11 protein-coding genes are annotated in these 12,256 nt (G+C 70.7%); 3 read left to right on the top strand and 8 right to left on the bottom strand.

Annotation, left to right across the window (positions count from 1 at the left end):
* Positions 1-24: 24 nt before the first annotated feature.
* The 3 genes from HUN08_RS09600 to HUN08_RS09590 are packed head-to-tail and all read left to right on the top strand — an operon-like array spanning position 25 to position 2,545.
* Entirely contained in the window at positions 25-681 is a 657-nt protein-coding gene (locus HUN08_RS09600) for a PaaI family thioesterase (RefSeq protein ID WP_124246496.1), read from the top strand.
* Entirely contained in the window at positions 678-1,457 is a 780-nt protein-coding gene (locus HUN08_RS09595; protein WP_124246495.1) for a hypothetical protein, read from the top strand. The genes HUN08_RS09600 and HUN08_RS09595 overlap by 4 nt, the downstream gene beginning before the upstream one ends.
* An 11-nt stretch (positions 1,458-1,468) precedes the next feature.
* Positions 1,469-2,545 (top strand): LLM class flavin-dependent oxidoreductase, encoded by a 1,077-nt coding sequence (locus HUN08_RS09590; RefSeq protein ID WP_124246494.1) that lies wholly within the window; start codon positions 1,469-1,471, stop codon positions 2,543-2,545.
* A 21-nt stretch (positions 2,546-2,566) separates the two neighbouring features.
* Here the strand turns inward: HUN08_RS09590 and HUN08_RS09585 are convergent, their stop codons facing one another.
* The 8 genes from HUN08_RS09585 to tal form a co-directional block, all read right to left on the bottom strand.
* Entirely contained in the window at positions 2,567-4,825 is a 2,259-nt protein-coding gene (locus HUN08_RS09585; protein WP_124246493.1) for a cation-translocating P-type ATPase, read from the bottom strand.
* A gap of 24 nt (positions 4,826-4,849) precedes the next feature.
* Positions 4,850-5,797, bottom strand: a complete 948-nt coding sequence (locus tag HUN08_RS09580) for a heavy-metal-associated domain-containing protein (protein ID WP_124246492.1) — start codon at positions 5,795-5,797, stop codon at positions 4,850-4,852.
* Between the two features lie 11 nt (positions 5,798-5,808).
* Positions 5,809-6,021 carry a heavy-metal-associated domain-containing protein gene (locus tag HUN08_RS09575; protein WP_124246491.1) on the bottom strand — a complete coding sequence of 71 codons (213 nt, stop codon included), beginning with the start codon at positions 6,019-6,021 and terminating at the stop codon, positions 5,809-5,811.
* A gap of 122 nt (positions 6,022-6,143) precedes the next feature.
* Complete coding sequence (locus HUN08_RS09570) at positions 6,144-7,787, bottom strand: long-chain fatty acid--CoA ligase (protein ID WP_124246490.1); 1,644 nt, start codon at positions 7,785-7,787, stop codon at positions 6,144-6,146.
* Positions 7,788-7,869: 82 nt separating this feature from the next.
* Positions 7,870-8,625: a 6-phosphogluconolactonase gene (pgl, locus tag HUN08_RS09565; protein WP_124246489.1), complete on the bottom strand. Its 756-nt coding sequence runs from the start codon at positions 8,623-8,625 to the stop codon at positions 7,870-7,872.
* 4 nt (positions 8,626-8,629) lie between these two features.
* Positions 8,630-9,538, bottom strand: coding sequence for a glucose-6-phosphate dehydrogenase assembly protein OpcA (locus HUN08_RS09560; protein WP_124246488.1), 909 nt, complete (start codon positions 9,536-9,538; stop codon positions 8,630-8,632).
* 43 nt (positions 9,539-9,581) lie between these two features.
* Positions 9,582-11,126, bottom strand: a complete 1,545-nt coding sequence (gene zwf / locus HUN08_RS09555; protein WP_124246487.1) for a glucose-6-phosphate dehydrogenase — start codon at positions 11,124-11,126, stop codon at positions 9,582-9,584.
* Positions 11,127-11,129: 3 nt separating this feature from the next.
* A complete protein-coding gene (gene tal, locus HUN08_RS09550; protein ID WP_124246486.1) occupies positions 11,130-12,245 on the bottom strand; it encodes a transaldolase in 1,116 nt (371 codons plus the stop codon).
* Positions 12,246-12,256 lie beyond the last annotated feature (11 nt).

Here is a 12,256-nt window from a genome sequence, read left to right as displayed (position 1 = left end):
TAGAAATGGCGGAAGGTGGGTGCGATGTCGGTGTTCGACGGTCACGAGGCGGAGGTCAAGACGGCGGCGGAGGTCGCCCGCGACGCGGAGGTCCTGGGTCCGTTGACGGATTCGGTGCGGTCTCTGATCGATGCGACGGTGATGACCGATGCCGATCCGGCCGAGATAGCCAGGGCGTTGGAGCTGGTCACCGCGGCGACGGAACTGCTGAACCGGGAACGCATGCCGCGGCCGTTCGGGGTCAAATGGAACGCCGACGGTTCGCGGCGCTCGTGGGGCAATGCGGTGGTCGGCCTGCGCAACCCGATCGCGCCGCCCCTGCACGTGCGGCACGTCGACGGCGTGGCGAGTGCGGAGGCGACCATCGGACCGGCCTACGAGGGGCCGCCCGGCCTGGTGCACGGCGGAATCGTGGCGCTGCTCCTCGACCAGGTACTGGGTTCGGCGGCCGATCACGCGGGCGTGCCGGGGATGACCGGCACCCTCACCGTGCGCTATCGGAGGGGCACCCGGCTGGGTCCGCTGCGCGTACACGCCCGTGTCGATAGGGTCGAGGGCGTGAAGACGTTCGCGGTCGGACAGGTGGAGACCGCCGACGGGGTGTGCGCCGAGGCCGAGGGCATCTTCGTGCTGCCCCGCGAGGTCCGGGAGCTGGGCGAGAAACTCGGTCGGCCGCAGTGAGCGCCCGACCCGGTTCGATCCGCTCGGCGGTGGTGATCCCGGCGTCGGATCCCGATGCGGCGGTGGTGGCCTACGAGTCGCTGCTCGGTGGCGGGTCGCCGCTCCCGGCGGATGCGGCGGGCCGACAGTGGCAGATCGGTTCGACCCGGGTCGTCGTGCGTCCCGGCGCCGACCAACCGCGCCTGCTCGTCCCGGCTGCTGATCTCGTCGACCCGCAGGCCCCGGATGTGTTCGAGAGCGCCGTGAAGCTGCTCGGCCGGCGCTCGTGCGCGGTAACGCCCGCGGATCTGATCGGCACCACGCGAGCCGGTGCCGCCGCCGACCTGCCGATCGGGGTGGTCGACGCCCCCGCGGTCGAACCGTTGTCGACCGACGGTGCGGTCGACGACGTGACGGGCCTGGACCACGTCGTGATGCACGGCGACTCCCGCGACGCTGCACTGGCGTGTTTCGGTGCCGGCTTCGGCTTCGATTTCCGGCTCGAGCAGCGGCTGGGCGTGCCGGACCAGGGCGAGGTCCACCAACTGTTCCTCCGCGGTGCGGGCACGATCCTGGAGGTGCTGATCAGCTCGGCGGGGGCGGGCCTTGCCCTGTGGGGGCTGGCCTGGACCTCTGGCGACATCGACGCCTCGCATGCGCGGCTCGCCGACGGCGGTGCGGACCTCAGCCCGATTCGCGACGGGCGCAAGCCGGGTACCCGGGTCTTCACCATCCGCGGCGCCGGGCTCGTGGTCCCGACGATCGTCATCGGTCACGATCGGGGCCGACCCGGGTAGGTTGGTGGACCATGACCGAATTTGACCCGGCGTTGACCGCCGGTCCGGACATCGAGCTGGGCCTGGACACCTTCGGTGATATGACCGTCGACGAGGACGGGAAGCGCAAATCCGCGTCGCAGGTGATCCGCGACGTCGTCGCGCAGGCGGTGCTGGCCGACGAACTCGGCGTCTACTCGATCGGTCTGGGGGAGCATCACCGCGACGACTTCGCGATCAGCGCTCCCGACATCGTGCTCGCCGCGATCGCGGGACAGACCGGCCGGATCCGCCTGGGCACCGCGGTCACCGTGCTCAGCTCCGACGACCCGATCCGCGTCTACGAACGGTTCGCCACCCTCGACGCGGTTTCCCGGGGCCGGGCCGAGGTGATCCTGGGGCGCGGCTCGTTCACCGAGTCCTTCCCGCTCTTCGGTTTCGACCTCGACGACTACGAGATGCTGTTCGAGGAGAAGCTGGACCTGTTCGCCCGGCTGCGCACCGAGCAGCCGGTGACTTGGTCGGGCCGGCATCGCAGCACGTTGCACGAACAGCGGGTCTATCCGCGGACGGAGTCCGGGCACCTCGCCGCGTGGATCGGCGTCGGCGGCAGCCCGGAGTCGGTGGTGCGTTCGGTCACCCACCAGATCCCGATGATGCTCGCGATCATCGGCGGCGCCCCGGATCGGTTCGTCCCCTACGTGGACCTCTATCGGCGGGCACAGGTCCAGCTGGCGGACCAGACCGGTCAGACGGCGGCGATGCCGTTGGGTGCCCATTCGCCCGGGCACGTCGCCGACACCGACGAGCAGGCGCTCGACGAGTATTGGCCGCACTATCGAGCCATGCACGACCGCATCGGCCGCGAACGCGGATGGCCCGCGACGACAAAGGACCAGCTGATCGCCGAGACGCGCACCGGATCGCAGTACGTCGGCTCGCCGGATACCGTGGCCGCGCGCATCGCCGAGACGGCGAAGCGACTCGGCCTCACCCGCTTCGACTTCAAATACGCCTCCGGCCCGATGGGCCACGCGACGCTGATGCGAAGCATCGAGCTGTACGGCACCCGCGTCATCCCGCGGGTGCGCGAGTTGCTCGGCTCCTGATCCAGGTGTCCGCTGGCGGGCTCACCCGCGGAAGCGGCGCAGCCGCAGGCTGTTCCCGACGACGAAGACGCTGGAGAAGGCCATCGCCGCACCGGCCAGCATCGGATTGAGCAAGCCCAGCGCGGCCAGTGGGATCGCCGCCACGTTGTAGCAGAACGCCCAGAACAGATTCGACTTGATGGTCCGCAGCGTGGCCCGCGACAGCCGGATCGCGGTGGCCGCCCCGCGCAGGTCGTCGTTGACGAGGGTGATGTCGGATGCCTCGATGGCCGCGTCGGTGCCCGCGCCCATCGCCATGCCCAGATCGGCCCGGGCGAGGGCGGCCGCGTCGTTGACCCCGTCGCCGACCATCGCGACCACGCGTCCCTGTTGCTGCAGGGCGGCGATGCGATCGACCTTGTCCGACGGCATGACGCCGGCGATGACCTCGTCGATCCCGACCTCGGTGCCGACGGTCCGTGCGACCGCCTCGTTGTCGCCGGTCAACAGAATCGGCGTGAGGCCGAGCCCCCGCAGATCGTGCACCGCTTGGGCGCTGGTGGGTTTCACCGTGTCGGCCACGCCGAGCAACCCGGCCGCGCGCCCGTCGATCCCGACGGCCACGACGGTGTGACCGCGCTCCTGCGCGGCGGCGAAGGTCGCGGCGAGCGGGTCGGGCAGCGGGATCGACCAGTCGGCGAGCAACGACGGTCGGCCGACGACGACGGCCTTCCCGTCGACGACCCCCTGGACGCCGCTTCCGGCGAGGTTGGCGAATCCCTCGGGCGCGGGCAACTCGCCGACCTCGGCACGGGCGCCCCGCGCGATGGCCGCCGCGATCGGGTGCTCGGAGGCGCTCTCCACGGCACCGGCGATGCGCAGCAGCTCGTTCCGGTCGACACCGTCGGCGGGCACCACGTCGGCCAACGCCATCCGCCCGGTGGTGACGGTGCCGGTCTTGTCCATGACGATGGTGTCGACGCGCCGGGTGGACTCGAGGGTCTCCGGCCCCTTGATCACGATGCCCAGTTGTGCGCCGCGGCCGGTTCCGACGAGCAGCGCCGTCGGGGTCGCGAGTCCCAGGGCGCACGGGCAGGCGATGATGAGCACCGCGACGGCAGCGGTGAACGCGGCGGTCGCGCCCGCCCCGGCGCCCAGCCAGACGCCGAGGGTCGCGACGGCGACGGCGATGACGATCGGAACGAAGACCCCGGCGATCCGGTCGGCCAGGCGCGCCACCGGCGCCTTGCCCGACTGGGCCTGGGTGACCAGGCGCGCCATCGTGGCCAGGGTGGTCTCGTCGCCGACGCGGGTGGCGCGCACCACCAGTCGACCGCCCGCGTTCACGGTCGCCCCGGTCACCGCGGACTCCGGGCCGACCTCGACCGGCACGGACTCCCCGGTCAGCATCGATTCGTCGACGGCCGACGTGCCGCTGAGGACCACGCCGTCGGTGGCGATCTTCTCGCCGGGGCGGACGACGAATTCGTCGCCGACGCGCAGGTCGGAGACCGGGATGCGCTGCTCGGTTCCGCCGCGCATGACCGCGACGTCCTTCGCGCCCAGGTCCAACAACGCGCGCAGGGCGGCGCCGGCCTCCCGCTTGGCGCGTTTCTCGAAGTAGCGCCCGGCCAGGACGAACATGATGACGCCGGCGGCGGCCTCCAGGTAGATGTGCGAGGTGGCGTCGCCGCGCGCGATGGTGAGTGAGAACGGGTGCCGCAGGCCGGGTTCGCCCGCGGAACCGAAGAACAGTGCGTACAGCGACCAGGCGAAGGCCGCGATCGTGCCCATCGAGACGAGGGTGTCCATCGTCGCGGCACCGTGGCGCAGGTTGATCCAGGCGGCGCGGTGGAACGGCCACCCGGCCCACACGACGACGGGGGCGGCCAGGGTCAGGCTGGCCCACTGCCAGTAGGTGAACTGCCACGACGGCACCATCGCGAGTGCGATCACCGGTACCGAGAGGGCCACCGCGCCGATCAGCCGGTTGCGCAGACCGCGCAGTTCCGCGTCGGCGGCGGCCTCCGCGGGGTCGGTCGTCTCACCGTCCTCGCGGGGCGGCTGCGGGAGTGTCGCCGTATAGCCGGCGCTCTCGACCGCGGCGATCAACGTCTGCGGATCGACGTCGGCCGGGGCGGTGACGTGTGCCGATTCGGTGGCGTAGTTGACCTCGGCGGTCACGCCGTCGAGCTTGCCCAGTTTGCGCTCGATCCGGTTGGCGCAGGAGGCGCAGGTCATCCCGCCGATCGCCAGGTCGACGGTGATGTCGGGGTTCGTGGTGTCCGGCGCGGTGGTCATCGCGACCGTCCTCTCCCTCGGTGGTTACTCGGTGTCGACGACGAATGTCGCGGTCCGCACGACGCCGTCGATCTGGAAGTCGAAATACAGCAGGTAGCGCCCCGACGACGGCGGTTGTGCGCTGAAGGCGACGGTTCCGGCGCCGCCACCGGCATGCTCCTCGTGGGCCATGTGGTCCCCGTGTCCGCCGCCGTCGCCGTGCGTGTCGCCGTCGACCGGGTGGACGTGCGTATAGGCGAGGTCGCCGGTGCGCAGTGCGACGAGGTGGCCGCGGGCGCCCAGATAGGGCTGCAGGGTGACCGGGTGTTCGCCGTGGCGCACGGTGATGGTCAGATTCTGCGCGGCACCCGGCTTCAGATCCCCGTCGAGCGTCGCGGTGAAGCCGTCGACGGTGTCTGTCCGACGCGGCTCGGGGGCCACGGGGGTGAAAGTGCCGCCGATTTCGACGTCGGTTCCCAGGACGACCGGGGTGTCGCCGTCGCGATCACCCGGGACGAAGTCGGTGATGACCCGGTAGGTGCCCGCGGCGGGAGCCTGCCACGGAATGCTCCAGGTGCCGTCGGCGGCACGGGTCGGGTGCAGGTGGAAGAAATGCGCGCCGTCGGTGCGCACCACGATCAGGTGCAGCTCCTTCTCGTGCGCCGGGGTGAACCGGGTCAGCGGTTTGCCGTCGGGAGCGGCGACGGTGAATCTCAACTCGCCCGGCGCACCCACGGCGGTGGGAGAGCCGACCGCGGTGAGCGCGTAACCGTCGGCGCTGCGACTCGTGCCGGCGACGGCGGCGGTCCCGCCGTGTCCGGCGTGATCGTCGCCGCCCATTCCGGCGTGTCCGCCGGAGTGGGCGGAGTGGTCCGCGGGGGTGGCGGCGCGGTCGCTCTGATCGGGGACGAGGTAGCGGCCGACGAGCAGGGCGACGCCGAAGACGGCGGCCATGCCGAGTGCGAACAGGCCGAGGCGCGTTGGGGTCGTCATGGGAACGGCCCTCAGGCGGCGGGAGCCGCGGTGTAACCGGCTTCGGCGACGGCGGCCAGCACGGCCGCGTCGTCGATCGCACCGGTCGCGGTGACGGTCAGGTCGCCGGTCGCGGCGCTGACGTCGACGCCGGTGACACCCGGGATCTCGCCGACCTCTTCGCGCACCGACATCTCGCAGTGTCCGCAGGTCATTCCGCTGACTCGATACTCCGCCGTGGTCATCACAGCCTCCTCGGTGTCGTGGACCGGCCAAGCGGCCGGGTCTCCACCACCGAAACTATACCCCTAGGGGGTATCTCGCAAGGCGGTCCCGGGTGACCTCGGACACGTTGCGGGCGCCGTCCTCAGTCCCGGACTTCGAGAACCTCGTAGACCTTGTCGGCGTAGTCGCCGCGGATCTTCTTCTTGTCGAATTTGCCGACCGAGGTCTTGGGCACCTCGGCGACGAAGGCCCAGCGCTCGGGCAGCTGCCAGCGTGGGACCAGGTCGGCGAGATGGGCGCGCAACTTGGCGGGATCGGCATTCGCCTCGTCGCCCACGACGGCCAGCACGAACGGCCGCTCATCCCATTTCTCATCCGGCACCGCCACGACCGCGGCCTCGGTGACCGCCGGGTTCGACATGATCGTGTTCTCGAGCTCCACCGACGAGATCCACTCGCCGCCGGTCTTGATGAGATCCTTCGTGCGGTCGACGATGGTCATGAACCCGTCCGGGCTGATCGTCGCGACGTCGCCGGTGCGCAGCCAGCCGTCGTGGAACTTCGAGTCGTCGGCGACGGGGCCCTCGGGCGAATAGTAGGCGCCGGTGATCCACGGTCCACGGACCTCCAGTTCGCCGGCCGCCTGGCCGTCCCACGGCAGTTCCTGACCGTCGTCACCGATCAGGCGGGCCTGCACCGAGGCGGGGAAACGGCCCTGGCTGACGCGGTACGCGAATTCGGCATCGCCCTCGTCGACGCCGAACGGCGGGCGCGCGACCGAGCCGAGCGGCGACGTCTCGGTCATGCCCCAGGCGTGCACGATGCGGACGCCGAAATCGTCGAACTGCTTCATCATGGCGGGCGGGACCGCGGCGCCGCCGACGACCACCTCGCGCAGGTGGCTGATGTCCTGGGGGGCGGCGTTCAGCTGGGCGGCCACGCCCTGCCAGATGGTCGGGACCGCGGCGGCGAAGGTCGGCTTGGCGGCCGCCATGATCGCCAGCAGCGGCTCGGGCTGCAGGAAGCGATCGGGCATGATCAGCGAGATACCCGACATCATCGCCGCGAACGGCAGGCCCCAGGACATGACGTGGAACATCGGGACGATCGCCAGCACCGAGTCCCCGTTGCCCAGTCCCATACCCGAGCTGGAACAGACCTGCATCGAGTGCAGCCAGATGCTGCGGTGGCTGTAGACGACGCCCTTGGGGTCCCCGGTGGTACCCGAGGTGTAGCACATCACCGCGGCGTCCTTCTCGTCGAGTTCCGGCCAGTCGTAGACGGTCGGCTCCCCGGCGATCAGCTCGTCGTAGGCGTGGACGGTGACACCCTCGGGGGCCTCGAAAGCGCTCGCCGGGCCATTGGTCACGATGACGTGTTCGACGTTCGGGGTGTTCTTCACATAGGCCGCGAGCATGGGCGCGATCGACGCGTCGACCAGGATGATCCGGTCCTCGGCGTGCTTGATGATGAAGACGGCCTGCTCCGGTGACAGGCGCAGGTTGAGTGTGTGCAGCACGGCCCCCATGCCGGGGATCGCGCCGTAGGCGACCTGGTGCTCGTTGTTGTTCCACATGAAGGTCGCGACCCGGTCGCCGCGCTTCACGCCGAGCTTCGCGAGCGCGTGGGCCAGCTGCGCGGACTGGTCGCCCAGCTCGGCAAAGGTGATCGGGCGCAGCTCGGTGCCGGTCCAGGTGGTGACGCCCGCCTCGGGGAAGGTTCGCCGACTGTATTCCACCAGCCGAGCGATGGTCAGTTCACCGGTTTGCATGGTCGATTCGATCACTGGAGCGCCTCCCTAGTCGTGTGTGACCCAACTTACATCGCGGTTCGGGACCGGGGAGGGGGACCCCCGCGCGGCGACATCCCTACAGGTCAGACGCCGCGGTCCGATCGAGGAACCAGGTGGTGTCGAGCAGTCCGTGGGCGCCGGCGCACGGCCAGTCGGCCGGGTCGGCCCCGCGCACCCCGGCGGCGACCGCCTGCGCCTTGTCGGTACCGGACACGAGGAACCAGACGTGTCGCGAACCGTTCACCGCGGGCAGGGTGAGGGTGACCCGGCGCGGCGGCGGCTTCGGCGAATCGGTCACCGCGACGACCGACGCCTGCTGCTCGGCGACCGCCGCCGAGTGCGGGAAGATCGAGTTGATGTGGCCCTCGCCGCCCATCCCGAGCAGGTGCACGTCGAAGACGCCGCCGTCCGCGCCGGGGGGCAACGCGTCGACGACCCCGGCGTAGGCCCGGGCCGCGGCGTCGATGTCGTCGCCGAATTCGCCGTCCGACGCGGCCACCTCGAAGACCGAGGCGCCGGCGGCGTCGGGGTCGTCGAGGAGCGCCGCGCGGGCCTGGCCGGCGTTGCGGTCCGGATCGGCCGCGGGGACGAACCGCTCGTCCCCGAAGTACAGGTGCAACGCGGCGAAGTCGATCTCGTCGGCGCGCCCGACGAGTGCCTCCAGCAGGGCGATCCCGTTGCTGCCCCCGGTCAGCACCACGCGGGCGATGCCGCGTTCGCGCTGCGCGTCGGCGACCACCCCGATCAGCCGGTCGGCGACGGCGGTGATCACCTCGTCGCGCGTGTCATGGATCTCGGTGCGCGGAGCGGCTTGCGACGGGGGGACGGGCATCGGGTCACCTCGTGGTGTGTAGGAGTCGTTTCGTGCCGTGCAGGGCGCGGGCGTACGTCTCGTCCGGGTCCAGCCGGCGCAGTTCCTCGGCCAGGCATTCACCGGTGGTGCGCTCGCGCCACGGCGTCCGCGCGTCGGGCCGGCCGGGATCGCGGACGAGGGTGTCGCGGGCCTCGGCGGTCAGCGAGAGCAGGCCGTCGGCGCAGTCGACCTCGACGCCCAGGTCGCCGGTGAGCCGCTCGGTCGGCACCCGCAGGCATTCGGCGAGCCAACCGGCGAGCAGGTCCAGGCCGACCGACGGGCCGGGGCCGGCGACGCGCACCGAGGTCGGCTTGCGCGCCGGGACCCGGTCGAAGGCGGCGGCCAGCAGGGCGCGCCAGGGCGTGATCTGCGCCCAGGCCAGGTCGGTGTCGCCGGGGGAGTAGCTGCGCAGGCGCGCGGCCAAGACCCCCTGGGCGTCGAACCGGTTGGTCCCGTCCAGAATCCGCCGCTGGGCGAGTGCGCCGAGGCGGTCCTTGGCGGGGTTCTTCGGCGCGGTGCCCGGCCACCAGGTGACGATCGGGGTGTCGGGCAGCAGGAACGGCGTCACCACCGAGTGGGCGTGCGCCCCCAGGTCGCCGAAGAGGTGCAGGACGACGACCTCGGATGCCCCGGCGTCCCCGCCGACGCGGATCTCCGCGTCGAGGCGCGCCTTGCGGCGCCGGTCCGCGGCCGCGGCGACGATGACGCGACACGGATGTTCGCGACTCGCCTCGTTGGCCGCGCGGATCGCCGCCTCGGTGTCGTCCCCCGGCTCGGTCTTGACGATCAACGTCAGGACGCGGCCCAGGGTCAGCGCCCCGCCGGTGTCGCGCATCCGCACCAACTGCTTGGAGACCTCGGTGGTCGAGGTGTCTTCCAGGGTCTTGATCACTGCGCCACCTCGCTACCGCCGTCGTTGGATCCGGTGAACCCGCTCATGGGCGCCGCCAGGAACGGCCGGTCCGGGTCATCATCTCGTCGGCGCTGTGCGGCCCCCAGGTGCCCGATTCGTAGGTCTCCGGCTTGCCCTTGCGGGCCCAGTCGTCGAGAACGGGGTCGAGGATGTGCCACGACAACTCGACCTCCTCGTTCACCGGGAACAGCGAGGGTTCGCCGAGCAGGACGTCGAGGATGAGGCGTTCATACGCCTCCGGCGAGGATTCGGTGAACGCCTCGCCGTAGCTGAAGTCCATGTTCACGTCGCGGACCTCCATCGACGAGCCGGGAACCTTGGAACCGAAGCGCAGGGTCACCCCCTCGTCGGGCTGGACGCGGATGACCAGGGCGTTCTGGCCGAGTTCCGCCGTCATGGTCGAGTCGAACGGCAGATGGGGTGCGCGCTTGAAGACGAGGGCGATCTCGGTGACGCGCCGCCCCAATCGCTTGCCGGTGCGCAGGTAGAAGGGGACGCCGGCCCATCGCCGGGTGTCGACCTCCAGGGCGATCGCGGCGTAGGTCTCGGTGGTCGACTCTTTGGAGAAGCCCTCCTCTTCGAGGAGTCCGCAGACCTTCTCGTTGCCCTGCCAGCCCGGCCCGTACTGGCCGCGCGCCGAATTCTCGGCGATCGGCAGGATGTTGCGCGTCGCCGAGAGGACTTTGATCTTCTCCGCCTGCAGTTCGGCCGGGGCGAAGGAGACCGGTTCCTCCATCGCCACCAGCGCCAACAGCTGCAGGAGGTGGTTCTGGATGACGTCGCGGGCCGCGCCGATGCCGTCGTAGTAACCGGCGCGCCCGCCCAGCCCGATGTCCTCGGCCATCGTGATCTGCACGTGGTCGATGTAGTGGGCGCTCCAGACCGGGTCGAAGAGCTGGTTGGCGAATCGCAGCGCCAGGATGTTCTGGACTGTCTCCTTGCCGAGATAGTGGTCGATGCGGAACACCGACTGCTCGGGGAACACGCTGTTGACCACCGCGTTGAGCTTGCGGGCGCTGGCCAGGTCGTGGCCGAAGGGCTTCTCGATGACGACGCGCCGCCACCTTCCGTCGCGGGGTGCGGCCAACCCGGACCGTTTGAGCTGGTCGCAGACGACGGGGAAGGCGTTGGGCGGGATCGACAGGTAGAAGGCGTGGTTGCCGTCGGTCCCGCGTTCGGCGTCGAGGGCGGCGAGCGTGTCCGAGAGCCGGGTGAAGGCATCGTCGTCGTCGAACGTCCCCTGCACGAAGCGGAACCCCTTGGCCAACTCGCGCCACACCTCTTCGCGGAACGGGGTGCGGGAGTTCTCCCGGACCGCGTCGTGCACGATCTGCGCGAAGTCCTCGTCGACCCAGTCGCGCCGCGCGAAGCCGACCAGGGCGAATCCGGTGGGCAGCAGACCTCGGTTGGCCAGGTCGTAGATCGCCGGCATCAGTTTGCGGCGGGCCAGGTCGCCGGTGACGCCGAAGATGACCATGCTGCAGGGGCCGGCGATCCGGGGCAGCCGCTTGTCGTGGTCGTCGCGCAGCGGGTTGGCCGGCCGACGGCCGGAGCGGGCGGGCGACACGCGTCAGGCCTTGGTCTTGAGCTGGTCGGAGGTGGCGGCGAGCAGTTCGTTCCAGGCGTCGATGAACTTGGCGACGCCCTCGGTCTCCAGTTGGGCGAAGACGTCGTCGAGGTCGACGCCGACCGCCGCCACCCGGGCCATCACCTCGCGCGCCGCGGCCTCCTGCCCGATGATCGAGGAGGCGTCGACCCAGCCGTGGTCGGCGAAGGCCTCCATCGTCTTGCCCGGCATGGTGTTGACCGTGTCGGGGGCGACGAGTTCGGAGACGTACAGGGTGTCGGGGTAATCGGGATTCTTGGTCCCCGTCGACGCCCACAGCGCCCGCTGCGGGCGAGCCCCGTGTCCGGCGAGATCGGGGAAGCGCACCTCCTTGGTGAACACCTCCAGGTAACGGGCGTAGGCCAGGCGCGCATTGGCCAATGCGGCCTTGCCGCGCAACGCGAGGGCCTCCTCGGTGCCGATGGCCTCGAGTCGCTTGTCCACCTCGGTGTCGACGCGGGAGACGAAGAAGGAGGCCACCGAATGCAGGTCGGCGATGTCGCGACCGGCGGCCAGCGCGGCGTCGAGGCCGGCGAGGTAGGCCTCGATCACCTCGCCGTATCGCTCCCCGGAGAAGATCAGCGTCACGTTCACGCTGATGCCCTCGGCGAGGACCCGGGTGATCGCCGGCAGACCGGCACGAGTCGCCGGGATCTTGATGAGCAGATTCGGCCGGTCGACCGCCTGCCACAGCTCGATCGCCTGGGCCACCGTGCCGTCGGTGTCGTGCGCGAGGCGGGGATCCACCTCGATCGACACCCGGCCGTCGACCCCGTCGGACTCGGCGAAGACCGGTGCGAACACGTCGCAGGCGTCCCGCACGTCGTCGGTGGTGATGGTCCGGATCGCGGCGTCGACGTCGGCCCCGGAAGCGGCGAGTGCGGCCACCTGATCGGCGTAGCTGTCGCCCTTCGAGAGCGCGGCCTGGAAGATCGAGGGGTTGGTCGTCACGCCGACCACCGACCGCGTCGCGATCAGCTCGGCCAGACGACCGCTGCGCAGCAGATCGCGCGAGAGATCGTCAAGCCAGACCGATACACCGGCCTCGCTCAGCTGCGCCAAGCGCTCGTTGGTGCTCATGGTCACTCCTT

The organism is Gordonia sp. X0973 (assembly GCF_013348785.1).
Taxonomy (GTDB): Bacteria; Actinomycetota; Actinomycetes; order Mycobacteriales; family Mycobacteriaceae; genus Gordonia.
This window is presented reverse-complemented; position numbering and strand designations above follow the sequence as displayed.